A 22,588-nucleotide genomic window follows, 5' to 3' on the forward strand; every position below is an offset into this window, starting at 1 on the left:
CACACAATTCATCTGTTTTTACGGCAACAGAAAACTGTAACTGCGTTGTCTGTCAGCCCCATTCCCGCCAGCGATGGCAGCGCGCGAAATGCTCGCCGGACACGCCTTCCAGAACGGGTTCCACCTCGCCGCATATCCCGGTCGCATATTTGCAGCGGGTGTGGAATTTGCAGCCGTTCGGAGGATTGAGAGGGCTCGGCAGATCGCCGTCCAGAAGCATCTCCGGTGCATATAACCCCGTCTCGTCCAGCATCGACGATGCAATGAGAGCCTTGGTATAGGGGTGCTTCGGCGCCCGGAAAAGCTCCTCCCGGTCGGCGATTTCAACGACACGTCCGAGATACATCACCACGATGCGATCGCAGAGATAACGCACCACGCGCAGATCGTGGGAAATCATCAGAACCGTCAAACCGTGACGGCGCTTCATGTCCATCAGAAGGTTCAGTATCTGCGTGCGCATCGAGGCGTCGAGCGCCGATGTCGGCTCGTCGCAGACAAGGAAGCTCGGATTGAGAAGCAGCGCGCGGCCGATGACGACGCGCTGCAACTGGCCGCCGGAACACTGGCTCGGATACCGATCGTAAAACGAGCCGTCGAGGCCGACCTCTTCCAGCATCCGGAAAACCCGGGCCGTGCGCTCCTCGCGCGTGCCGATGCCATGCTGGGCAAGCGGCGCTTCCATGCTCTGGCCGATACGCATGCGCGGATCGAGTGCGGAATAAGGGTCCTGAAACACCAGTTGCACGACCCGGCGCATACGCCGAAGCGCCTCGCCCTGCATGTGCAGCATATCGTTCTGCCCGATGCTGACCTCGCCTTTCGTTGCGTGGGTCAGCCGCGTAATCAGCCCGGCAACCGTGCTTTTGCCGCATCCGGATTCACCGACGAGACCAAGCACTTCCCCCTCGCCGATCGTCAGGGAAACATCATCGACGGATTTCACCACACGGTGACCGAAGCCCGATATGGGATAATATTTGCAGAGATTCTTCGCGACCACGAAGGGGCGCTTGCTGTTTTCCGCCGATGGCGGGGTCTGTGTCGTCGCTGTCGCTAGCATCGTCGCCCTCCCTCAGCAGACCGTGCGGCTGGCATGATCGTGACCGGTATGATCGTGCCCGGTATAATCGTGGTTGGCATGGTCGTGGCCGACCGCCCAGCACCGCGCCTTGCGCCCTTCGGGCAAGGCATTCAGATCCGGTTCCGAGGCCATACAGCGGCCGCTCATGCCTGCCGAATTGGCAAGAGCGCAGCGCGGATGAAACCGGCAGCCGCAGGACATGTCATGGGCCTGCGCACTGGAGCCGGGGATCGTCAGCAACTGTCCCTCGCTGTCGGTGGTCAACAGCGAACAGCTGATGAGCGCCTTGGTATAGGGGTGCTGCGGCGCCTTGAGGATCGCCTGGGTCGGCCCTTCCTCGACGACGCGGCCGGCATACATGACCGCGATCCGGTCCGCAAAAGCGGCGACGACCGAGAGATCGTGGGTGATGAGCAGCGTGGCAAGCCGGCGCTTGCGGCGCTCGTCGTCGAGCAGGCGCAGGATTTGTGCCTGAACGGTGACATCAAGCGCCGTCGTCGGTTCGTCGGCGATCAGAAGCTGCGGGTTGCCGGAGAGTGCGGCCGCAATCATCACACGTTGCGCCATGCCGCCGGAAAGCTCATGCGCAAAGCATTGCGCCCGCGCCGACGGATCGGGAATGCCGACATCCGACAGGAGGCCGACGACCCGGTTAAGTGCGGCGTGCCGGCTCATTTTACGGTGAATCCAGAGCGGCTCCGCCACCTGCGTCCTCACCCGGCTGGTCGGGTCGAGCATGGCCTGCGGCTGCTGGAACAGCATGCTGATATCGGCACCGCGCAGCGCATCGAGTTCGGAAGATGAAAGAGCGAGAATGTCGCGCCCGGCAAAGGAAATGCGGCCGGAATTGATTTCCGCGCCATGCGGCAAAAGCCGCATCAGCGACAGCGCCGTCATGCTCTTGCCCGACCCGGATTCGCCGACGAGAGCGACGACTTCTCCGGCGTTGACGGAAAGTGTCAGGCCCGAAATAACAAACTTGCGGCCATTTTGCGCCGGCACGGAAACGTGCAGGCCCTCTATCTCCAGAAGCGGTGCGCATTCAGGGGACATGGCCGTATTGGCAAGCGTTTGTCCTTCGATATTCATAAGAGTTCCCCTTATTTTTATTGAATCGGAGGCATTGCGTATTCTTCATGCGGCTTCAGACGATATTACTCTCCTTCCGGTTCCGTTGCGTCATCTATGTTTGACAATCGTCAAATCGACCATTGCCCGTTTCCAGGCGTCAATGACCGTTGGTTTTCTTCGTTTCCAGGTTCAGGCCATGGCCGATCCACGTCACGCTGAGCGCCGCCAGGAAAATCGCCAGACCCGGTGCGATGACGAGAACGGGCATCCGCTCCGCGTAAGCCTGCGCATCGGCTAGCATCAGCGCCCAGTCGGCGGCCGGCGGCTGTACACCAAGGCCCAGAAACGACAATCCGCCCACCGTGATCAGCTTGTGGCCAAAGCGCAGGAACGCCACGGCCGTGATGGGCCAGATCGTGTTGGGAATGATATGCCGGAAGATGATGAAGCGCCGTGTGCAACCGAGCACCTCTGCCGCGCGGATATATTCGCGGGAATTGATTGAAAGTGTCAGTCCCCGCGCCAGGCGCGCAAAAGGTGTCCAGCCAACGATGGTCAGCGACGCGATCAGCGTGCCATATCCCGGACCGAAAATGGCGACGAGGAAAATCGCGATCACCACGTCCGGTATGGCGATGAGCAGGTCCACGATGCGCATCAGCACTTCGTCGAGAATGCCACGGCTGCGGCCGCTGATGATGCCGATGAAGGTTCCGATCACCACCGACAGAATGACGGTGATGGCGGCAATCGTGACCGTGAAGCGGCCGCCGATCAACAGCCGGCTCAAGACATCCCGCCCGAGATGGTCCGTCCCCAGCCAATAGGCGGCGCTCGGCGCATTCAGCCTGAGCCGAAGGCTCTGCTTTGCCGGATCATAGGGCGAAATCCACGGTGCGATCACCAGCAGCAGGATGATGACGAGAAAAATCGCCGACCCCGCATAGAAGGTCCAGTGCCGGCGGCGGATGAAATCCGTGAACCGGGCGAGGTTCGAAGGGCGCTTGGGCGTGGCCATCGGCATGGCGGCGGCAGGCGCGCTCGGGAAGTGGCTAATGGTCATGGTGACCTCGCATTGCTGGATTGATCAGGACATAAAAGCTGTCGGCCAGGGTATTGATCAGGATGGAGAGCGCCACGATGCAGATGAAACCGCCCTGCAGCATCGGAATGTCGCGATTGACCACGGCGTCGTAGAGAAGCCGGCCCATGCCGGGAATGGCGAAGATCACTTCCACGACCACCGATCCGCCAAGCAGGCCGGCAAGCCACAGGGCGAAGAAGGTGACCACCGGCAGCGAGCCGTTGCGGATGCCGTGGCGCATGACCGTGCCATGCATGCCGAGACCGCGGCTGCGGGCTGCCGTGATATAGGGCGCGCGCAGGACCTCGGCCATTGCCGCGCGCGTCACCTGGGTGAAATAGGCGAGCGGCCGCAGCGTCAGGGTAAGCGCGGGAAGCACCAGCGAACGCCAGCTATCCCATCCGGCTGACGGCAACCAGCCGAGATAGAGCGCGAAGACCAGCGCCGACATGGGCGCAAACCAGTATTCGGGCGTTGCAACGAAGGTCTGGATCATCAGCGTCGCGAAATTGTCCAGCCGACCGCCGGGACGCATCGCCGCCAGGGTGCCGAGCGGCAGGGCGACGGCCACCGCGACCGCCAGCGCCGTCAGCGCCAGTGTCACCGACACCCAGAGCGACCGCAAAAGCTCGGCTGCGACCGGCTGGCTGCTGGTGAAGGAAAATCCAAGGTCGCCGCGCAGCGCATTCGAGAGCCATGCGAAATATTGCACATAGAGCGGCCTGTCGAGCCCGAGGCTGACCCGGAGCGCCTCCACCGCATGCGGATCGAGCGCCGTATCGCGCATGCGTGAAAACAGGATGGTGCGGGCCGGATCGCCGCCCGCCATATAGGGCAGAAGAAACGCGATGACGGACACGATCGCCAGCATCAGGCACAGAATAAGGAAGCGCTGTATTATCTGTATCCACATGGCTTGGTCTCCTTCACCACAATTGGCGTCTGCACTGCAATCCACGCCCGTTTCCCAAAAGGAAAACGGCCGCTTATTTCACCGGGCGCTGTAGATCCATCACCGGCCCGGAGGTGCCCTTCAGCATTCCGGTGCGCTTGGGCACGATGGCCACGGTCGTAAAATCGATATCCTCGGCATGGGCCAGATCGTGAATGATCGGGCAATCCGGCTCACCGTTGTCAGGGCAATAGGTTGCAAGATTTCGCAGCGTGTCGGCCATCTCGCGAAGCGTATGCATCTTCGCTTCCAGATCGACGACATGTTCCATGACGATGCGTTTGACATCGCAGGAAGCGCCGCCCGGATCGCGCCAGAGCGTCATCAGTTGCCTGATCTTTTCGATGGAAAAACCGAGATCGCGTCCGCGCCGGATGAAACGCAGCGTTTCCAGATCATTGGCCGTATAGACCCTGTATCCGGACTCCGTGCGGTTTGCCGATTTGATCAGTCCGATTGTCTCGTAATGCCTGATCATCTTCGCAGAAACACCGGATGCGGTGGCGGCTGTGCCAATATTCATCGATCCTGCTCCTATCTTTCCGGGGTGAAAAACACGTCTGCATGAATGTCGGCGGTGCGCATGCCGCGCGCCAGAAGCTGCGGCACCGTCGCCTCGATCATGGCGGGCGGGCCCGCAATATAGGCTTTCCAGCCATCGAGATCGTCGAAATCATCCGCCACGGCCGCGCCGACATAACCGCACCGGATATCGGCATGTTTCTCATGCGAAAGAACCGGAACGAAACTCAGATTGCCGTGCCGCGCGGCAAGATCGCCGAAGCGGTCGAGCATATAGAGATCACGCTCGGCGCGCGCGCCGAAATAGACATGAACCGGTCGTTCGCGGCCCGTTGCGAGCGCCGCCTCGACAACGGCCTTGACGGGAGCGAGCCCCGAACCGCCGGCAATGCCGAGGATCGGCCCGCAATGTTTTTCCCGCAGGAAAGAAGAGCCGAAAGGCCCGACTATCGTGACGGGATCACCCGCCCGGGCGAGCGAAAAGATGCGACCGCTCGTCATGCCGCCGGGAACATGCCGGATGTGGAATTCAATCAGTTCCTCATCCACCCTGCTGGCAATGGAATAATCGCGCGGCGAACAGTCGGGATAGAGCAGGCGCACATATTGTCCGGGTTTGAAGGTAAACTGCCTGCGATCGTCGAGCCGGATGCGGATGAGCTTGATATCGTGCGTGGCATCCAGCGCCTCCGCAACCACGCCCTCAAAGCGGCCGGTCGGAATATCGGCGATCTCATCCTCCCCGTCGAGCCAGCTGATCGTCATGTCGCTCAACGGCACGGCCCGGCAGGCGAGCGTCAGGCCTTCGGCTTTCTCCTCTTCGGTCAAGGAGAAGGGCGTATGCTTGAGAAGATCGATTTCGCCGGAAATGAGATGAGACTTGCAGGCGCCGCAGCGGCCCATGCGGCAGCCATGCGGATAGGTGACTCCTGCCGCCAGTGCGGCCTGAAGCACGGTCTCACCCTGCGCCGCCATGATGCTGCGTCCGATCTGCGGCAGATAGATTGTGTTGCCAGGCGTCATCATGTCCGCCTCCTATTCGGCCGCTGCGAGCTGCATGCCGGACGATCTGTCCATCAGCGGCGCGCGGAAGCTTTTCAGGCGCAGCGCGTTCGTCAAGACGAAGACGCTGGAAAGCGCCATGGCTCCGGCGGCAAGGACAGGCGACAGCAGAACGCCGTTGACAGGATACAATATTCCGGCCGCCACGGGAACGAGAGCGGCATTGTAAGCGAAGGCCCAGAACAGGTTCTGGCCGATATTGCGGATCGTGGCCTTGGAGAGCGCGATGGCGTTGGCCACGCCGCGCAAATCGCCGGACATCAGCACCACATCGGCGCTTTCAATGGCGACATCCGTGCCCGTGCCGATGGCGAGCCCGACATCGGCTGCCGCAAGCGCCGGCGCATCGTTGATGCCATCGCCGACAAAGGCGACACGTCGCCCGCCGGCGGCAAGCCTCTTGACGGCCTCCACCTTGCCGTCGGGCAGCACTTCCGCCACCACTTCATCGATACCGAGCCGACGGGCGATGGCTTCAGCGGTGCGGCGATTGTCACCCGTGATCATCGTGACTTTCAGACCCAGCGCATGCAGCGCCGCAATCGCCTCCGGGGTCGTCTGCTTGACCGGATCGGCAACCGCGATGATCGCGGCCAGCCTGCCATCGACGGCGGCATAGAGCGGCGACTGCCCTTCCCTGCCCAGCCGCTCGGCATCGTCTGCGAACATCGCGACATCGTAACCGAGCTTCGCCATGAACCGGTCCGCGCCCGCCTCCACCCTGCGGCCGTCAACCGTTGCTGCAACACCAAAACCGGGGGTCGCCTCGAAAGCTTCCGCATCGGCAAGCGTCAGGCCGCCATGTTTCGCAGCCTCGACGATCGCTTCGGCAATCGGATGTTCGGAACGGTTCTCCAGCGAGGCGACGAGGCGCAGCACCTCATCCGCATCGAAGCCCTCTGTCGTAGTAAAATGCACCAGTTTCGGCTTGCCGAGCGTCAGGGTGCCGGTCTTGTCAACGGCGATCACATCGGCATCGCGGAGCGTCTGGAGCGCATCGCCACGGCGGAACAGCACGCCCATTTCGGCGGCGCGGCCGGTGCCGACCATGATCGAGGTCGGCGTGGCAAGGCCCATGGCGCAGGGACAGGCAATGATGAGCACCGCAACCGCATTGACGAGCGCGAAGGTCAAGGCCGGATCGGGCCCGAACGTGAACCAGACGATGAAGGTGGCGAGCGCTGCCAGCATCACCGCCGGCACGAACCAGTTGGTCACCTTGTCCACCAGCGCCTGAATGGGCAGCTTGTCGGCCTGCGCCTCCTCGACCATGCGGATGATCTGGGCGATCAGCGTATCGGCGCCGACCTTGGTGGCGCGGAAGGTGAAAGAACCGTTGCGGTTGACCGTGCCGCCGACGACTTCGGAACCCGCCGCCTTGGTGACCGGCACCGGTTCACCCGTGATCATCGATTCATCGACATAAGAAGAGCCACTGAGGACCAGCCCATCGACCGGCACTTTTTCGCCGGGGCGAACGACGATCACATCGCCGGTGCGAACATCCTTGAGCGGCACATCGATGGTTTCGCCATCGCGCAGCACGCGGGCGGACTTGGCCTGCAGGCCGACGAGCCGCTTTATCGCCTCGCTCGTACGGCCTTTGGCGCGCGCTTCCAGAAACCGTCCGAGAAGGATGAGCGTGACGATGACCGCCGCCGCCTCGTAATAGACATTGGCCGTGCCGCTCGGCAGAATTTTGGGCATGAAGGTTGCGACAACCGAAAATCCCCAGGCAGCGGCGGTGCCCAGCACGACAAGCGAATTCATGTCCGGCGCCAACCGCAGAAGTGCGGGTATGCCCTTTTTGAAGAAACGCAGGCCGGGCCCGAACAGAACCAGCGTCGTCAGCGCAAATTGCAGATACCAGCTTTCCTGCATGCCGACCGTTTCCATCACGAAATCATGGATGGCGGGCACCAGATGCGATCCCATTTCCAGCACGAAAACCGGTAGCGTCAGAACAGCGGCGACGGCGAGGCTGAGTTTGAGGCTGCGCAGTTCCGCCTCGCGCTTGTCCTGCTCTCCATCCGTGGCTTTGTCGGCGGCAACCTCGTTCGCCTTATAGCCCGCCCGTTTAATGGCGTCCGCCAGATTGACCGCAGAGGCGGCGTTGCCAGCGACGCGGACGGTGGCGCGCTCCGTCGCCAGATTGACGCTTGCACCGGAAACACCGGAAACGGCCTTCAACGCCTTTTCGACACGTCCGACGCAGGAGGCGCAGGTCATGCCCTCAATATCGAGTTCGATGGTTTTCTCTTCAACGCTGTAACCGGCCTGCCGCACCGCCTCGATAACGGCCGGCACATCCGGCGGCCCGGAAAAGGAAATGTCGGCACGTTCCGTTGCCAGATTGACCGAAGCTTTCAGAACGCCCGGCACCCTGGCAATCGCCTTTTCCACGCGGCCGACACAGGAGGCGCATGTCATGCCATCAATCGCAATCTGATGGCTCGCCCGGATCTCCATTTGTGACATGCGTATGACCCCTCTTTTCTTGTGTTAAAAAAAAGATAGGGCTTCCCATCGTGGCAAGGTCAATAGGTTCTTTTTGATGATTTTCAAGTGACGATGTCGTGCACGTGAACGGGCGTTTTACGCCGGCTGAGGACGTGGACACAGACGATAAGTCAGGGGAAGAAAGTGGTGCGGACGGCGGGACTTGAACCCGCAAGACCAATGGTCGGCAGATTTTAAGTCTGCTGCGTCTACCGATTTCGCCACGTCCGCATTGCCGCGCCGCATACCGTTTCGGTCGGGCGATGCCTGAGCCTCATCTACACAGGCCGAACCGTTTCGGTCAACGGGGCCTCGGAGCATTTCCAGGAAAAGTGGGGCCCGGTTTTCCGCCCGGAAATACGGCAAACAAAGAGCTGGAGCGTTTTCGCGATTCGAAGAAAAGCGAAAGCGCTCTAGCCACACCAGGACTGATTTTTTGCCGATGCCGGATGCGCGAGCCCTTCCCGCACGAGTTGATCGGCGAAGGATACGCCCGAGCGCGAAAGCCGTTTGCGTTCCGTGGCTTGGCCGCCCGCGGCACCGGAAGACGCCACATCGAAGGCGCCGGCATTCAGCATGTCGCGAAGCCTGACCTTCGCGACGAATCCGCGCTGGCGCTCTTCCATGCAGCGCGCCCGGTCGATCTGCGGCACTTCTATGCCGGCAAGCTGCATTTTCACGCCCTTCATCCAGAAGGTGTTGCCATCGGCCACGCAATTGTTGAGGCCGGAACGACCGCAAAAGGCAAAAGTACCGCTTTTTTCACCGAGCGAGATTTTTTCGACCGAGGGACGGGTTTCCGGCAGGATAGCGGCGACCTGGCTCGGCTGCGAGGCGGATGGCATGGCGATCGGGCGTGGCGGCACCGGGCCGTTGCCGGGCAGAGGCGGCGATGCGGGGCGAATGGATGCCACTTTTTCCGGCGTGACGGAATCGCGCTTGGCCGCCGTCGCGACTTTCGGAGAACTCGTGGCCGGAGATGTCGCCTTTGCAAAATGCCGCTGCGGCAAAAGACTGTCGCGATGTTCGTAAGCCTGAATGCCGCCGGCAACGACGCCCAGCATCAGCACCCACGGCCAAACGCTGCCGCCACCCGATTTCTTCGCCGTGCGGCGTCGTGCTGTCGATTTTCGATTGCTCACGATCGGACTCCTTTTTACGGAGCCGCATTATCGGCCAAAGGAGTTTCCGAAAGGTTGGCATTGCCGGGCGTTTTCGTTTTTCAGAGAATCGGGAAAACGCCCTAACCCCTTGTTTTCTCGATTTCCCGAATGGAAAGCACGCAAATGAGCTGTGGATAACCCCTCAGCGAACCTGATCAAGAAGGCGCTTGCATTCGAGGAGATCGAACAGGGCTTCCTGCAAAAGCGCCTGATCGTCCTTGCCGATGCTCGACTTGCCGACCGATATTTCCGCATCGCCGCCGCCACCGCCGAAGCCGAAAAAACGGCCGCTTGGCTTGGCCTTCGGACGACCGACGACCTCGTCCCCATCGGTATCGACGACACGCGGTTCGGCGACTTCCTTTTCACCGCTCGCCGCCATGATGGCTTCCATGGTCGCAAGATCACCGGAGGCGATGGCCGCGACGAAGCGGTTGCCATTGGCTTTCAGCAGCTTCTGTACGCCCTTGATGGTGTAGCCATGGTCATAAAGAAGGTGACGAATGCCCTTCAGGAGATCGATATCGTCAGGGCGGTAATAACGGCGGCCCCCGCCCCGTTTCATCGGCTTGATCTGCGGAAAGCGTGTTTCCCAGAAACGCAGCACATGCTGCGGCAGGTTCAGCTCATCCGCCACTTCACTGATCGTCCGAAACGCGTCGGGGCTTTTATCCAAATTTCCACTCCCATCCGAATCGGAGCGCCATGCATCCGGCCGGACACTGAACGAGAACGCTTTTCACCCGCCGGTCAAACACCGCGCAAAGTCGGTTACGACCCCGCGCCGACGCCGTTGCGGCGAGATACAAATCACTAAAATTGATTATGATGTGAGTCGACCGGATTTCAACGGCTTGCACGTTGAAATTCAAGTATGTTCACAAGAAGAATGGGGAAAAGGGCTTGCGATATGGCAAAAAGGGCGTGTCGCCTGGACCTTGAGAGAGGGATTATGCCCCGGCCTTCTGGCCCTTCTGCTTGGCTTTGCGGGCCGTATGGGCCTTCAGAATGCGCTGCTTCAGCACGTTCGAGGCCTTGAAGGTCATGACGCGACGTGGGGAAATCGGAACTTCCTCACCCGTCTTCGGGTTGCGGCCGATACGCTCGTTCTTTTCCCGGATCTGGAATGTCGCGAAGGACGAAAGCTTGACGACTTCGCCGCGGGTGATCGCGTTGCATATTTCGTCGATGATCGTTTCGACCAGTTCGGCGGATTCGGTGCGGGACAGCCCGACTTTACGAAACACAGATTCTGCAAGATCTGCGCGTGTCACTGTCTTCCCGGCCATTTTTCCCCGCAAACCGTGTCTGAACTCTTCTCTAGGAGCCGCCGAGATTATTTCCCTTGTGGCGACCGGTCAAGGGATTGTTCCAGATTCATTTGAGGCTTTCGGCAATCAGTGCAAGGGCTTAGAGCGACTGATACGGTTTTGACACAGGCTCGGGCCGCTCCGGCGCTTCCGATCGGGGCGTGAGCGCGAAAATCACAACCGATTTCGCGCCATCGCCCCGTCAAACTCGGAAATCACGCCTTTACCAGCGCAGCAGCACCGCGCCCCAGGTGAAGCCGCCGCCCATGGCCTCCAGCATGACCAGATCGCCTTTCTTGATGCGTCCGTCACCGGCGGCAACGGCGAGCGCCAGCGGAATGGAGGCGGCCGAGGTATTGCCGTGCTGATCGACGGTGATCACGACCTTTTCCGGGTCGATGTTGAGCTTCTTTGCCGAACCGTCGATGATGCGCTTGTTGGCCTGGTGCGGAACCAGCCAGTCGAGATCGTCGGACGTCGTGCCCGTCGCCTCGAAGGCCTGTTCGATGACGTCGGTGATCATGCCGACGGCATGCTTGAACACTTCCCGGCCTTCCATGCGCAGATGGCCGACCGTACCTGTCGTGGAAGGTCCGCCATCGACATAGAGCTTTTCCTTGTGCGAACCGTCGGAGCGAAGCTGCGCCGTCAGAACGCCGCGATCGGCAGAAGTGCCCTCGCCTTCACCGGCCTCCAGAACCAGTGCGCCGGCGCCGTCGCCGAAGAGAACGCAGGTGGTGCGGTCCTTCCAGTCGAGGATGCGCGAGAAGGTTTCGGAGCCGATCACCAGAACGCGCTTGGCCATGCCGCCGCGAATATAAAGATCGGCGGTCGATACGGCATAAACGAAACCCGAGCAGACGGCCTGCATGTCGAAGGCGAAACCATGGGTCATGCCGAGACGGTTCTGGATGTTCACCGCCGTTGCCGGAAAGGTGTTATCCGGGGTCGAGGTGGCCAGAATGATGAGGTCGATATCGTCGGGCGTCAGCCCGGCATTGTCGAGCGCGGCGCGCGCCGCCGCTTCGCCGAGGGACGCTGTGGTTTCACCTTCGCCGGCGATATAGCGCTGCTTGATGCCCGTGCGCTGCACGATCCATTCGTCGGAGGTCTCGACGACCCCTTCGATTTCGCTGTTGGTCATGACACGCTTCGGAAGCGCTGCCCCGAAACCACGGACTATAGAGCGGATCATTCCCTTATTCCTCGTCAGCCACGAGAGCTTCGGGCGCCGGGGGCGGAAGCCGTCTTGCGTGGTAAATTTTCAGATCATTTTCAATCTTGGCCGTCAGGCCGTTGTGAACCATGTCGTAGCCGACATCCACGGCGGAGGCAAAACCGATGGCATCCGTGCCGCCATGGCTCTTGATGACAATGCCGTTCAGGCCGAGAAACACGCCGCCATTGACCTTGCGCGGGTCCATCTTTTCACGAAGCACGTCAAAGGCGCTTTTCGCCAGGACATAACCGATCTTGGCAAAAAAGCTGCGGGAGATCGCTTCGCGCAGCAGCGTGGTGATCTGGCGTGCAGTACCTTCGGCGGCTTTGAGCGCGATATTGCCGGTGAAACCTTCGGTCACCACCACATCCACCGTGCCCTTGCCGATATCGTCGCCTTCGACGAAACCGCGATAATCGATGGTGGCGAGATCGGCCTCGCGGATCAGCCGTCCGGCCTCACGCACCTCTTCCTGACCCTTGACCTCCTCGACGCCGACATTGAGCAGGCCGACGGTCGGACGGTCGATATCGAAAAGCGCACGCGCCATGGCGCCGCCCATCAGGGCGAAATCCAGCAATTGCTGGGAATCGGCGCCGATGGTCGCGCCGATATCGAGCACGATGCTTTCGCCCTTCAGCGTCGGCCAGATGCCGGCGATTGCCGGGCGTTCCACCCGCGCCATGGTGCGCAAACAGAATTTCGCCATGGCCATCAGCGCGCCGGTATTGCCGGCGGAAACGGCGACATCCGCCTCGCCGAGCTTCACGGCCTCGATGGCGCGCCACATGCTGGAGACGTAGCGGCCGCGGCGCAGCGCCTGGCTCGGCTTCTCATCCATGCTGACCGAGACTTCACAATCGTGGAAGACCGACTTTTCCCGAAGTGCGGGATATTGTGCCAGAATGGGGTCGCACTTGCTCTTCTGCCCGTAGAGCAGAAAAGTTACATCGTTGTGCCGTTCGAGCGCCTTGGCGGCACCGGGTATGGCAACATCTGGGCCGAAATCGCCACCCATGACGTCAATCGCAATTCTGATCACTCGTCCCTTATCCTTGACTAACCGCCACTCAAGCGGATTTTGCGCGAAAATACCTTTTCCGGCTTTTGTTACAATAAAATTATTTCAGCCCGGCTGGGCCATTCAGTCTTTTTTCCAATCTTTCAGCACGGCAAAAGGCGACGGACGCTTCTCTTCCTCAGGCTGCCTGTCGGCCGTTTCGGGAAATTCCGCATCCGGTTTGCGCGGATAGGGATCGATCGCGAGCGCTGCAAATTCGGCAACCACGGCGCCGACATCGATGCTGTCGCCGGTGAACTGGTCGGGAATATCCGGGCCGTCGGGGTCGAGCACGATCTCGCCTTCCTCATTGGTCACCATCCGCGCCAGTTTCGAACCTTCCGGAACGAAAATCTGCTCGACGGCCTCGTCGATCTTGCTCGAGATCGGCTCCAGCGTGACGACGCAGGATTGCGTTACCGCCGCATGCACTTCGCCCTTGATCTTCACGCCATCCTTCTTCCAGCGGGAAACCTGCAGCTCCGCCTTCAGATATTCGACGGAAACCACATTCCAGAATTTCGCCAGCGCCTTCAGTTCCTCGGCACTGGCTTCGAGACCAATCCTGACCGGATTGGCGGAAATATGGCCTACCTTTACGGGATAGGAAAAAGGCAGGTCGTCATTTGCAGGGTGTCGCGCGTTCATCGTGAACCTCATCGTCCAGGCAAGGGCAGCGTCAGGCTTCCGGTTGCGATTGTGTCTTCGGACTGGGCGGCAAGTTGCGTGGATGCGTCCATCATCCAGCCTGCCAGCCCCTCCATATCGGGCGCCTTCTCATCTACCTGCGGATATATATTGCGCCGGAGCGCGGCGGCAAGGGCAACGGGATCGGAAGCATCCAGCGCCGCCGCATAGGATTCGAGCCGCCCATAAAACATGCCGGCGAATTTCTTCATGCGTTTCGGCACGCCCTGATCGCCGATTCCCAGTTCGCGAATGGAATGATCGAGGTCCTGAAAAAAGGCGTCGACGATCTCCTGGGCAATTTCCTGCCCGCTGACATCGGAGGATTTGGTGCGGCGGAAATAGAGAATCATGATGACCGACAGCATCTCGAAGCGGCCCATGACCGTATCGGGAACACCGAGATCGAGATAGAAAGCGGGCGTGCGGGCAGCGGCGGTCAAAGTCGCATATTGCCGGTCGACAATGGCGCGATTGTTGTTTTTCTTCTTGAACAGCCCGAATATCATCGTTTTTTTTCCGAACGGGACGGGTGAATTCGCTTACCGCCCATCGCACTTGTTGCATGATCGTCAAAGCTGGTTTACCGAAGCATCCACGAATTGCAATGCTGTCGCGGTCACGTTCGTCTTTCGCCTGAAACAGTCGAAGAGAACAGGAGGAGTTCCAAAAGACCGGGAAAGCATTGAATTTGGGGAGTGACCGGGATTTTCCGTCCCCGGATTGACACAATCATGTGCACAGACACTGTGCACCACGCAATGCCGGAAGGTGCCATTCATGATCGCAGTCGGGGAAAAGCAGTTGAGCAAGCAGAAATCCGCAAGTCACGGCAATGTTCTGAGCAAGACCGCCATCGCAATCGTGCTCGCATCCGGCCTGCTTTCCGCCTGCAGCAGCACGACCGATGTGTTCCATAACGGCTACGTGATGGACGAACAGTCGCTGCAGCTGATCCCGGAAGGTTCGAGCCGCGAGCAGGTTCTGCTGACCATGGGCACGCCCTCCACCACCGCGACCTTCGGCAACGAGGTTTTCTATTACATCTCGCAGAAGCGCGTGCGCCGCGCGGCCTTCATGAAGCCGGCGCTGGTCGAGCAGAACATTCTCGCGATCTATTTCAACAAGGACGGCGTGATCGAGCGCAAGGCCAACTATACGCTGCAGGACGGCAAGGTCTTCGACACGATTTCGCGCACCACGCCGACGGGCGGCAAGGACCTCACCTTCCTGCAGCAGCTGCTCTCCGGTGGCACCTCGGGCGCCAATATCGCCAAGAGCATTCTCGGTCAGGGCAACAACACCCCCTGATCGGAAGAAGAAACGGAAAATTCAAAGGCCCGGGGATCGCTCCCCGGGCCTTTTTCATTTGTCGGAACCTAAGCCCTCAGTGGGCAAGAACCGCCAGCAGCAGCAGCGCCACGATATTGGTGATCTTGATCGCCGGGTTGACGGCTGGACCGGCGGTATCCTTGTAGGGATCGCCGACCGTATCGCCCGTCACCGACGCCTTGTGGGCGTCCGAACCCTTGACGTGGCGCACGCCGTCCTTGTCGATGAAACCGTCTTCGAAGCTCTTCTTGGCATTGTCCCATGCGCCGCCACCGGAGGTCATGGAAATCGCCACGAAGAGGCCGTTGATGATGACACCGAGCAGCGATGCGCCAAGTGCCGCGAAGGCCGACGCCTTGGAGCCGGAAATGGCCAGCACGCCGAAATAAACGACAAGCGGCGCCAGAACCGGCAGGAGCGACGGGATAACCATTTCCTTGATCGCCGCCCGTGTCAGCAGGTCCACGGCCTTGCCGTAATCAGGCTTTTCCGTTCCGGCCATGATGCCCGGCTTTTCGCGGAACTGGCGGCGCACTTCCTCGACAATCGAGCTTGCCGCCTTGCCCACCGCCGTCATGGCGATACCGCCGAAGAGATAGGGGATGAGGCCACCGAACAGCAGGCCCGCAACCACGTAAGGATTGGCGAGGCTGAAGGAAATCTCGCCAATGTCCTTGAAGTAGGGATAGGTATCGCCATTGGCGGCGAAGTAGGAGAGGTCATTGGCATAGGCGGCGAACAGCACCAGTGCGCCGAGACCGGCCGAACCGATAGCATACCCCTTGGTGACGGCCTTGGTGGTGTTGCCGACAGCGTCCAGCGCATCGGTCGCCTTGCGTACGTCAGGATCGAGACCGGCCATTTCAGCAATACCACCGGCATTGTCCGTGACCGGGCCGAAGGCGTCGAGCGCCACGATCATGCCCGCCAGACCCAGCATGGCGGTAACCGCGATGCCGGTGCCGAACAGGCCGCCGAGTTGGTAGGTTCCGATGATGCCGCCAACGATGACGATGGCCGGCAGTGCCGTCGATTCCAGCGAGACCGCAAGGCCCTGGATGACATTGGTGCCGTGACCGGTGACCGATGCCTGGGCGATGGAGTTGACCGGGCGCTTGTTGGTGCCGGTATAATATTCGGTAATGACGACGATCAGCGCCGTCACGATGAGGCCTACCAACCCGCAGAAGAAGAGATTGGTGCCGGTGATTCCCATGCCGGCCACCGTGCCTACCGTGCCCCAGCCAACCGTCGCATGAGTGGCGACCGCAAGACCCGCAACCGAGAACACGCCGGTGGCGATGAGGCCCTTGTAGAGTGCGCCCATGATGGAATTGTTGGTGCCGAGCTTCACGAAGAAGGTGCCGGCAATCGAGGTCAGGATGCACGCGCCGCAGATCGCCAGCGGGTAGACCATGGCGCTTTCCAGTATCGGCGTTCCGGCAAAGAAGATTGCGGCGAGAACCATGGTCGCGACAACAGATACGGCATAGGTCTCGAAGAGGTCGGCCGCCATGCCGGCGCAATCGCCGACGTTGTCGCCGACATTGTCGGCAATGGTTGCCGGGTTGCGCGGATCGTCCTCGGGAATGCCGGCCTCCACTTTGCCGACGAGGTCGCCGCCGACATCCGCACCCTTGGTGAAGATGCCGCCGCCGAGACGGGCGAAGATGGAGATCAGCGATGCGCCGAAGCCGAGCGACACCAGCGCATCGATCACCTCACGCGATCCGGCCGGATGGCCCATCACCGAGGTCAGGATGAAATAATAGATGGAAACGCCGAGCAGCGCGAGCCCCGCCACCAGCATGCCGGTGATGGCGCCCGACTTGAAGGCGATATCGAGACCGGCGGAAAGGCTGTGCGAGGCGGCCTGCGCGGTGCGCAGGTTGGCGCGCACGGAGACATGCATGCCGACGAAGCCGGCGACGCCTGAAAGCACCGCGCCGACGAGGAAGCCGATGGCTGCCATGGATGACAGAAGATACCAGGCCAGAATGGCGACGATCAGTCCGACGATGGCGATGGTGAGATATTGACGGGTGAGATAAGCCTGCGCACCTTCACGGATAAAACCTGCTATTTCACGCATACGCTCGTTGCCCTGATCGGCATCGAGAACGCTCTTGGTGGCCCATACCGCGTAAACCACGGACAGGACACCACATAAAATTACTATGGGTATTACGGTCATGCGCACTTACCTCCCAAAAGGCCGGGTCTCACTCCCTCCCCGGCGTGGCGAAACCTTGTGCAGGGAGATGCGGACGGCCTGTCCCAAATCCCGTCTTGGGCATTTGTTCCCCTCCCAAGGAAAAATGTCCTCGGAGCGGAGATTGCGTTGGCGCGAGGTGCCGCGTCAAGCCCACAAATTTGCCTGAAACTTGAAAGGAGTAGAGTGCGGCGCGCGACTCAGGCTGCTTTTTTGCGGCTTGTCAGGACGAGCGACAGGACAAGCAGGAGGCAAAGCCCGGCAACCGGCCAGATGACGAGGTTCATCACCGACCAGCCCCAGGCCGTAAACACCTTGCCGGAAGAGAAGGATGACAGCGCCACGGTGCCAAACAGCACGATATCGTGGAAACCCTGCACCTTGTCCGCCTCATGCGGGCGGTAGCTGGAGGTGATGATGGCGGTTGCGCCGATGAAGCCGAAATTCCAGCCGAGACCGAGCAGGATGAGCGCCGCCCAGAAATTCCACAGCTCTATGCCCATATGGGCGACGATGGCGCAGGCCATCAGCACGATGAGGCCGACTGCCACGATTTTTTCCGCGCCGAATCGGGAAATCAGCATGCCGGTGAAGAAGCTGGGGCCGAACATGGCGAGAACGTGCCACTGGATGCCGAGCGTGGCGAGTTCGGTGGGGAAACCGCAGCCGACCACCATGGCGAGCGGTGCGCCGGTCATCATGAAGGTCATCAAGGCGTAAGAGCCGATGCCGCAGATCATGCCGGTGACGAAACGCTGCGTGCGGACGATTTCCGACAGCGGCCTTACCGATTCGACATGGGCGGCGGCCGCCTTGGGGTCGGGCAGTTTCAGAAACGCCAGAATGGCGATCGAAACGAGGCCGAGCGGAACGAGCGCCAGAAAAGCGCCGGCAAAGGTGACCGGCGCAAGCAGGTCCTTGCCGAAGATGGCGAGTTGCGGCCCGACAATGGCGGAAATGATGCCGCCCGCCAGAATCCAGGAGATCGCCTTCGGCTTGTAAAAGGATGGAGAGGCGTCGGCTGCTGCGAAGCGGATTTTTTGCGTAAAGCCGCCGGAAATGCCGATCATCAGCAGGCCGACGGCAAACAGCCAGAAATCCGAACGGAAGAGCGCCACGGCGGCAATGCCGCCGCCGATGGAGCACATCAGCGCGCCAACCATGAAGCCTGTCTTGCGGCCGAGGAAGCGGGATGCAGCCGCCACGCAGATCGCGCCGAGCGCAACGCCGATATTGAAGCCGGTGAGAGGCGCGGTCGCGAGCGACTTGTCCGCGCCAAGCAGCTGATAGCCGGCAAGCGCGCCAACCGAAAAGCTTAAGGGCGCAGCCGATCCCATGATCGCCTGCGCGATGGTGAGGAGGAAGACGTTGCGCTTCGCCTCGTCCAGTTGAACTTCAAGTCCGGGGACGGAAACCGCGCTCATCTCTTCCTCACCTTTTTATTTCAGCGTTTTGCCTCGCCGCGCACCTGCTTGGCAATGCGGTCCAGAACCGCATTCACCAGCTTGGGCTCGTCATGCTCGAAGAAAGCACGGGCGATTTCAACATATTCCGTGACGATGACCGCGACCGGCACGTCCTTGCGCTCCAGAATCTCGAAAGTGCCGGCACGCAGGATGGCGCGCACGGTGGCATCGAGACGCGAGAGCGGCCAGTCTTCCAGAAGGGCGGAGCGCACCAGCGGGTCGATCTTCGTCTGATCGCGGACGACGCCGGAAACGATGGAACGGAACCATGACGGGTCGGCCTTCAGATAGGTATCGCCGTCGACTTCCTGCCCGAGACGGTGCGCCTCGTATTCGGCCACGACTTCCATGACGCCGGTTCCGCCGACATCCATCTGGTAAAGCGCCTGCACGGCGGCAAGGCGGGCCGCGCCGCGCTGGTTGGCGGGCTTTACCGAAGGCTGGCGCGGTTCGCCGCCATTTTCAACATTCGACATGCGTTCAGCCACCCAGTTTTTTCTTCAGCTCGATCATCGTCAGCGCCGCACGCGCCGCGAAACCGCCCTTGTCCTTGTCGGAACGGCGCACGCGTGCCCATGCCTGCTCGTCATTCTCAACGGTGAGGATGCCGTTGCCGATCGGCAGCGATTCGCTGACGGCGAGATCCATCAGGGCGCGGGAAGATTCATTGGAGACGATGTCGAAGTGGTAGGTCTCGCCGCGAATGACCATGCCGAGCGCAACGAAACCGTCATATTCCGTGCCGTCATTGTCAGCACCGTCAAGCGCCATGGCGATGGCGGCGGGGATTTCCAGCGCGCCGGGAACGGTGATGACGTCATAGGTGGCGCCGGCTTCATCGAGCGCGAATTTCGCGCCTTCGAGAAGGGCATCCGCCATATCGTCGTAAAAACGTGCTTCCACGATAAGAAGATGGGGTTTGGACATGATATTTTCCTGAAAAGCTTGATGCCGGATCATACCGGCTTTTGCGGCGGTCAAACCACGGCTGGCCGTTTTTGGCAAGTAATTTCATGTGTCAGCGGTCCAAGGGGCCGCCTCTGCCGGGCATTTGACCAGGTTTTACACCACCCGGCCCGGCTCCGCGACAATCAGGTTTTCTGGAAGGCGAGATGGACGCCAAGCCCCATCAGCACCGTTCCGGCAACGCGGCGGGCAAGCACCTGCACCGCGCCGGAACGCTTCAAACGCCCGACCATGGCGCCCGCAAGAAGCACGCCGACAAGATCGGCCGAGGAAAAAATGAAATTGACGGCGATGCCGAGGATCAGCAATTGCAGCCAGACCGGAAAGGCTGCCGCAGGGTCTACGAATTGCGGCAGGAAGGCCAGAAAGAACAGCGCCGTCTTCGGATTGAGCACATCGACGATGATGCTGTCGATAAAGGCGCGGCGCGCCGATTTCGGTTCAATGGTCAAATTGACGGCCTCACCTTCGAGTTTGCTGCGCAGCATCGAGAAGCCGAGCCAGATGAGATACAGCGCACCGCACAGCTTTACCGCCAGATAAAGCCACGGCACGGCCTGAAACAGCACCGAAAGACCTGCGGCAGAGGCAAAGATGTGGAAATAGCAGCCGACATGGATTCCAAGCACCGCCATCAGCCCGGCAAACCGGCCGCGCGCCATGGTCTGCGCCGCCGCATAAAGCATGGCCGGACCGGGGATATAGGCGAACAGGGCGGTGGTTATGAAAAAGGCGGTCAGCAGTTCGAAAGACGGCATGATGTATTTCCCCTACCCCGTTTGGGCCTAAAGACGTCTTTATAACGTTTGCGCGTCAATCGGAAGCAGAGTGTCTGACAAGAATTGATCTGTCGCCACGCTGGACGACGATAAAGCCCTTCCGTCATTCCGGCCTTGAGCCGGAATCCAGTCGACGTGCGTCTGCGCGGCGGAAAAACTCTTTTCAGCCCAAGGACTTGAGCTGGCTGGATTCCGGCTCAAGGCCGGAATGACGAGAGGAAGAGGCGTCAGCGATAATAAACCACCGAGCCAGCACCCCAGTTCATGCCGATGGAAATTCCGCAAGCCTTGCGGCGTAACGCGCCATGGTATCGACTTCGAAATTGACGAAATCGCCCGGCTGGCGCTCGCCCCATGTGGTGACGGTCAGCGTGTGGCGGATCAACAGCACGTCGAAATCGGTACCTTCGACGGCGTTGACGGTGAGCGAGGTGCCGTCGAGCGCCACGGAACCCTTGGGCGCCACGAATTTCGCCAGATGCTCCGGCGCGCGCAGGCGAATGCGCACCGCCTCGCCTTCCGGCTCCACCGAAAGGATTTCCGCCCTGCCATCGACATGGCCGGAAACGATGTGGCCGCCAAGTTCATCTCCAATCTTGAGCGCCCGCTCCAGATTGACGTGGGTACCCTTTTGCCAGCCGGCAATCGTCGTCAGGCGCAGCGCCTCTTCCCATGCCTCGACCTCGTACCAGCGCTCATTGCTGCCGTCTTCCGGCAGTCTCGTCACCGTCAGGCAGACGCCGCCATGGGAGATGGACGCGCCCATATCGATGGTTTTGGGGTCGTAATTTGTCGCCACCCGCAGACGCACGCCTTCGGCCAGGGCTTCCAGCTCGGAAACGGTTCCGACGTCGGTGACAATTCCGGTAAACATCAAATCGGCCTTTCATAATCGAAGCAACGATCCCGCCCATAGGCGGTCTCGCTGACCAGAGCATAGTCGCCCGGAATATCGACACGTTTGAGCGGCGTTTCAATGCCGCCCTCACCGATCACCACCGGGCTTTCGAACAGCATGATACGGTCCACCAGCCCCGCTTCAAGGAATGATTTTGCGGCAAAGGCGCCGCCTTCGACCAGAAGTTCCGACATGCCGCTTTCGGCGAGGATGTGGAGGAGGTTTTCAAGCGTTGGGGCTTCGAGGATCTGGACGCCGGCGTCGGTGAGAAGTTGACGCTTTGACTCGCGGTCACCCCCCTCTGCCCTGCCGGGCATCTCCCCCTCAAGAGGGGAGATCGATGGGGCGCTGCCTTGCCCGACCTTGAAGGTTGACGAATGAGAGATGGAGTCTAAATTTGAGCGAGCGGCCAGCCCCTTGCCGATCTCCCCCCATGAGGGGGAGATGCCCGGCAGGGCAGAGGGGGGTAACGCCGCAACGATCACCGGCACCTCCCGCACTGTCTTCACCAGCTTCGACGTCAACGGCAACTCAAACTGCCGGTCCAGCACGATCCGCACCGGCGAGCGCTCCTCCATGCCGGCAATGCGCACCGTCAGTTCCGGGTCATCCGCAATAGCGGTACGAATACCAACGAGAATACAATCGCAACGCGCGCGCAATTCATGCACGGCATGGCGCGCCTCGGGACCGGTAATCGCCACTTGCCCCTCGCCTTTCCTGCCGATCATGCCATCGGCGGAAACGGCAAGCTTCAGAATCACATGCGGGCGTTTTTTCACCTGACGCGTGAGGTAACCGGCAAGCGCTCTCTTACCCTCATCCCGCAACAGGCCGGTTTCCACGACAATACCGGCATCGCGTAAAATCGTATAACCACGGCCGGAAACACGCTCGTCCGGATCATCCACCGCCACCACGACGCGGGCGACGCCGTATTCCACCAGGGCATTGGCGCAGGGCGGGGTCTTGCCCCAGTGCGAGCAGGGTTCGAGCGTCACATAGGCGGTCGCGCCGCGCGCCGCCTCGCCGGCGATTTCCAGCGCCTGCCGTTCGGCATGCGGGCGGCCGCCAATGGCGGTGACGGCTTCGGCGATGATTTGCCCGTCTTTGACGAGCACACAGCCGACGGAGGGATTGGTGAGCGTCTGGCCCTGATGGCGAAGCGACACCTCGATTGCCCTTGCCATGAATCTTTCGTCATCGGCACGGGTGGTCACGG

General features: G+C 60.8%; 22 protein-coding genes and 1 tRNA gene. 1 reads left to right on the forward strand and 22 read right to left on the reverse strand.

Annotated elements, in window-relative coordinates:
- Window positions 1–52: 52 nt before the first annotated feature.
- The 15 genes from ACIK7D_RS01970 to ACIK7D_RS02040 all read right to left on the reverse strand — a co-directional run bounded on the left by ACIK7D_RS01970 (window position 53) and on the right by ACIK7D_RS02040 (window position 14,222).
- Window positions 53–1,063, reverse strand: a complete 1,011-nt coding sequence (locus ACIK7D_RS01970; RefSeq protein WP_400155497.1) for an ABC transporter ATP-binding protein — start codon at window positions 1,061–1,063, stop codon at window positions 53–55.
- Window positions 1,064–1,075: 12 nt separating this feature from the next.
- Window positions 1,076–2,173 carry an ABC transporter ATP-binding protein gene (locus ACIK7D_RS01975; protein ID WP_400155498.1) on the reverse strand — a complete coding sequence of 366 codons (1,098 nt, stop codon included), beginning with the start codon at window positions 2,171–2,173 and terminating at the stop codon, window positions 1,076–1,078.
- Between the two features lie 139 nt (window positions 2,174–2,312).
- Window positions 2,313–3,218, reverse strand: a complete 906-nt coding sequence (locus ACIK7D_RS01980) for an ABC transporter permease (RefSeq protein ID WP_400155499.1) — start codon at window positions 3,216–3,218, stop codon at window positions 2,313–2,315.
- The gene (locus ACIK7D_RS01985; protein ID WP_080817231.1) at window positions 3,208–4,152 is read right to left on the reverse strand and encodes an ABC transporter permease; all 945 of its coding nucleotides are present in this window, start codon (window positions 4,150–4,152) and stop codon (window positions 3,208–3,210) included. Before ACIK7D_RS01985 ends, ACIK7D_RS01980 begins: the two co-directional genes overlap by 11 nt.
- A gap of 73 nt (window positions 4,153–4,225) precedes the next feature.
- The gene (gene cueR, locus ACIK7D_RS01990; RefSeq protein ID WP_003520818.1) at window positions 4,226–4,714 is read right to left on the reverse strand and encodes a Cu(I)-responsive transcriptional regulator; all 489 of its coding nucleotides are present in this window, start codon (window positions 4,712–4,714) and stop codon (window positions 4,226–4,228) included.
- An 11-nt stretch (window positions 4,715–4,725) separates the two neighbouring features.
- Window positions 4,726–5,736, reverse strand: coding sequence for a 2Fe-2S iron-sulfur cluster-binding protein (locus tag ACIK7D_RS01995; RefSeq protein ID WP_400156001.1), 1,011 nt, complete (start codon window positions 5,734–5,736; stop codon window positions 4,726–4,728).
- Between the two features lie 12 nt (window positions 5,737–5,748).
- Window positions 5,749–8,253 (reverse strand): heavy metal translocating P-type ATPase, encoded by a 2,505-nt coding sequence (locus ACIK7D_RS02000; RefSeq protein ID WP_400155500.1) that lies wholly within the window; start codon window positions 8,251–8,253, stop codon window positions 5,749–5,751.
- Between the two features lie 166 nt (window positions 8,254–8,419).
- Window positions 8,420–8,505: transfer RNA gene (locus ACIK7D_RS02005), tRNA-Leu, on the reverse strand.
- A gap of 182 nt (window positions 8,506–8,687) precedes the next feature.
- The gene (locus ACIK7D_RS02010) at window positions 8,688–9,416 is read right to left on the reverse strand and encodes a thermonuclease family protein (protein ID WP_080817233.1); all 729 of its coding nucleotides are present in this window, start codon (window positions 9,414–9,416) and stop codon (window positions 8,688–8,690) included.
- 163 nt (window positions 9,417–9,579) lie between these two features.
- Window positions 9,580–10,113, reverse strand: coding sequence for a MerR family transcriptional regulator (locus ACIK7D_RS02015; RefSeq protein ID WP_003520813.1), 534 nt, complete (start codon window positions 10,111–10,113; stop codon window positions 9,580–9,582).
- A gap of 274 nt (window positions 10,114–10,387) precedes the next feature.
- Window positions 10,388–10,726, reverse strand: a complete 339-nt coding sequence (locus tag ACIK7D_RS02020) for an integration host factor subunit alpha (RefSeq protein ID WP_003502236.1) — start codon at window positions 10,724–10,726, stop codon at window positions 10,388–10,390.
- A 244-nt stretch (window positions 10,727–10,970) separates the two neighbouring features.
- Window positions 10,971–11,942 (reverse strand): beta-ketoacyl-ACP synthase III, encoded by a 972-nt coding sequence (locus ACIK7D_RS02025; RefSeq protein ID WP_080817234.1) that lies wholly within the window; start codon window positions 11,940–11,942, stop codon window positions 10,971–10,973.
- Window positions 11,943–11,946: 4 nt separating this feature from the next.
- Window positions 11,947–13,008, reverse strand: coding sequence for a phosphate acyltransferase PlsX (plsX, locus tag ACIK7D_RS02030; RefSeq protein WP_080817235.1), 1,062 nt, complete (start codon window positions 13,006–13,008; stop codon window positions 11,947–11,949).
- 102 nt (window positions 13,009–13,110) lie between these two features.
- On the reverse strand, window positions 13,111–13,674 hold the full coding sequence (locus ACIK7D_RS02035; RefSeq protein WP_080818748.1) for a DUF177 domain-containing protein: 564 nt from the start codon (window positions 13,672–13,674) through the stop codon (window positions 13,111–13,113).
- An 8-nt stretch (window positions 13,675–13,682) separates the two neighbouring features.
- The gene (locus ACIK7D_RS02040; protein WP_400155501.1) at window positions 13,683–14,222 is read right to left on the reverse strand and encodes a ubiquinol-cytochrome C chaperone family protein; all 540 of its coding nucleotides are present in this window, start codon (window positions 14,220–14,222) and stop codon (window positions 13,683–13,685) included.
- 271 nt (window positions 14,223–14,493) lie between these two features.
- On the opposite strand from ACIK7D_RS02040, the gene ACIK7D_RS02045 reads away from it, so the two are divergent.
- On the forward strand, window positions 14,494–15,024 hold the full coding sequence (locus ACIK7D_RS02045; RefSeq protein ID WP_003520808.1) for an outer membrane protein assembly factor BamE: 531 nt from the start codon (window positions 14,494–14,496) through the stop codon (window positions 15,022–15,024).
- Between the two features lie 76 nt (window positions 15,025–15,100).
- Here the strand turns inward: ACIK7D_RS02045 and ACIK7D_RS02050 are convergent, their stop codons facing one another.
- The 7 genes from ACIK7D_RS02050 to ribD all read right to left on the reverse strand — a co-directional run bounded on the left by ACIK7D_RS02050 (window position 15,101) and on the right by ribD (window position 22,586).
- Window positions 15,101–17,239, reverse strand: a complete 2,139-nt coding sequence (locus tag ACIK7D_RS02050) for a sodium-translocating pyrophosphatase (protein ID WP_400155502.1) — start codon at window positions 17,237–17,239, stop codon at window positions 15,101–15,103.
- A gap of 218 nt (window positions 17,240–17,457) precedes the next feature.
- The gene (locus ACIK7D_RS02055; RefSeq protein ID WP_400155503.1) at window positions 17,458–18,681 is read right to left on the reverse strand and encodes an MFS transporter; all 1,224 of its coding nucleotides are present in this window, start codon (window positions 18,679–18,681) and stop codon (window positions 17,458–17,460) included.
- 20 nt (window positions 18,682–18,701) lie between these two features.
- On the reverse strand, window positions 18,702–19,199 hold the full coding sequence (gene nusB, locus ACIK7D_RS02060; RefSeq protein ID WP_004441180.1) for a transcription antitermination factor NusB: 498 nt from the start codon (window positions 19,197–19,199) through the stop codon (window positions 18,702–18,704).
- A gap of 4 nt (window positions 19,200–19,203) precedes the next feature.
- The gene (locus ACIK7D_RS02065) at window positions 19,204–19,683 is read right to left on the reverse strand and encodes a 6,7-dimethyl-8-ribityllumazine synthase (RefSeq protein ID WP_003520804.1); all 480 of its coding nucleotides are present in this window, start codon (window positions 19,681–19,683) and stop codon (window positions 19,204–19,206) included.
- Between the two features lie 131 nt (window positions 19,684–19,814).
- Entirely contained in the window at window positions 19,815–20,447 is a 633-nt protein-coding gene (locus ACIK7D_RS02070) for a LysE family translocator (protein WP_137003303.1), read from the reverse strand.
- A gap of 283 nt (window positions 20,448–20,730) precedes the next feature.
- Window positions 20,731–21,342 carry a riboflavin synthase gene (locus ACIK7D_RS02075; RefSeq protein ID WP_059752541.1) on the reverse strand — a complete coding sequence of 204 codons (612 nt, stop codon included), beginning with the start codon at window positions 21,340–21,342 and terminating at the stop codon, window positions 20,731–20,733.
- Window positions 21,342–22,586 carry a bifunctional diaminohydroxyphosphoribosylaminopyrimidine deaminase/5-amino-6-(5-phosphoribosylamino)uracil reductase RibD gene (gene ribD / locus ACIK7D_RS02080; RefSeq protein WP_400155504.1) on the reverse strand — a complete coding sequence of 415 codons (1,245 nt, stop codon included), beginning with the start codon at window positions 22,584–22,586 and terminating at the stop codon, window positions 21,342–21,344. Before ribD ends, ACIK7D_RS02075 begins: the two co-directional genes overlap by 1 nt.
- Between the last annotated feature and the right edge of the window lie 2 nt (window positions 22,587–22,588).

The organism is Agrobacterium sp. P15N1-A, assembly GCF_044626815.1.
GTDB classification, from domain to species: domain Bacteria; phylum Pseudomonadota; class Alphaproteobacteria; order Rhizobiales; family Rhizobiaceae; genus Agrobacterium; species Agrobacterium leguminum.

Excerpts from the sequence above, each read along its gene's own strand:
- ACIK7D_RS01970 (WP_400155497.1), bottom strand. The coding sequence starts at position 1,063 with ATGCTAGCGACAGCGACGACACAGACCCCGCCATCGGCGGAAAACAGC.
- ACIK7D_RS01975 (WP_400155498.1), bottom strand. The coding sequence starts at position 2,173 with ATGAATATCGAAGGACAAACGCTTGCCAATACGGCCATGTCCCCTGAA.
- ACIK7D_RS01980 (WP_400155499.1), bottom strand. The coding sequence starts at position 3,218 with ATGACCATTAGCCACTTCCCGAGCGCGCCTGCCGCCGCCATGCCGATG.
- ACIK7D_RS01985 (WP_080817231.1), bottom strand. The coding sequence starts at position 4,152 with ATGTGGATACAGATAATACAGCGCTTCCTTATTCTGTGCCTGATGCTG.
- cueR (WP_003520818.1), bottom strand. The coding sequence starts at position 4,714 with ATGAATATTGGCACAGCCGCCACCGCATCCGGTGTTTCTGCGAAGATG.
- ACIK7D_RS01995 (WP_400156001.1), bottom strand. The coding sequence starts at position 5,736 with ATGACGCCTGGCAACACAATCTATCTGCCGCAGATCGGACGCAGCATC.
- ACIK7D_RS02000 (WP_400155500.1), bottom strand. The coding sequence starts at position 8,253 with ATGTCACAAATGGAGATCCGGGCGAGCCATCAGATTGCGATTGATGGC.
- ACIK7D_RS02020 (WP_003502236.1), bottom strand. The coding sequence starts at position 10,726 with ATGGCCGGGAAGACAGTGACACGCGCAGATCTTGCAGAATCTGTGTTT.
- ACIK7D_RS02025 (WP_080817234.1), bottom strand. The coding sequence starts at position 11,942 with ATGATCCGCTCTATAGTCCGTGGTTTCGGGGCAGCGCTTCCGAAGCGT.
- ACIK7D_RS02035 (WP_080818748.1), bottom strand. The coding sequence starts at position 13,674 with ATGAACGCGCGACACCCTGCAAATGACGACCTGCCTTTTTCCTATCCC.
- ACIK7D_RS02040 (WP_400155501.1), bottom strand. The coding sequence starts at position 14,222 with ATGATATTCGGGCTGTTCAAGAAGAAAAACAACAATCGCGCCATTGTC.
- ACIK7D_RS02045 (WP_003520808.1), top strand. The coding sequence starts at position 14,494 with ATGATCGCAGTCGGGGAAAAGCAGTTGAGCAAGCAGAAATCCGCAAGT.
- ACIK7D_RS02050 (WP_400155502.1), bottom strand. The coding sequence starts at position 17,239 with ATGACCGTAATACCCATAGTAATTTTATGTGGTGTCCTGTCCGTGGTT.
- ACIK7D_RS02055 (WP_400155503.1), bottom strand. The coding sequence starts at position 18,681 with ATGAGCGCGGTTTCCGTCCCCGGACTTGAAGTTCAACTGGACGAGGCG.
- nusB (WP_004441180.1), bottom strand. The coding sequence starts at position 19,199 with ATGTCGAATGTTGAAAATGGCGGCGAACCGCGCCAGCCTTCGGTAAAG.
- ACIK7D_RS02065 (WP_003520804.1), bottom strand. The coding sequence starts at position 19,683 with ATGATCCGGCATCAAGCTTTTCAGGAAAATATCATGTCCAAACCCCAT.
- ACIK7D_RS02070 (WP_137003303.1), bottom strand. The coding sequence starts at position 20,447 with ATGCCGTCTTTCGAACTGCTGACCGCCTTTTTCATAACCACCGCCCTG.
- ACIK7D_RS02075 (WP_059752541.1), bottom strand. The coding sequence starts at position 21,342 with ATGTTTACCGGAATTGTCACCGACGTCGGAACCGTTTCCGAGCTGGAA.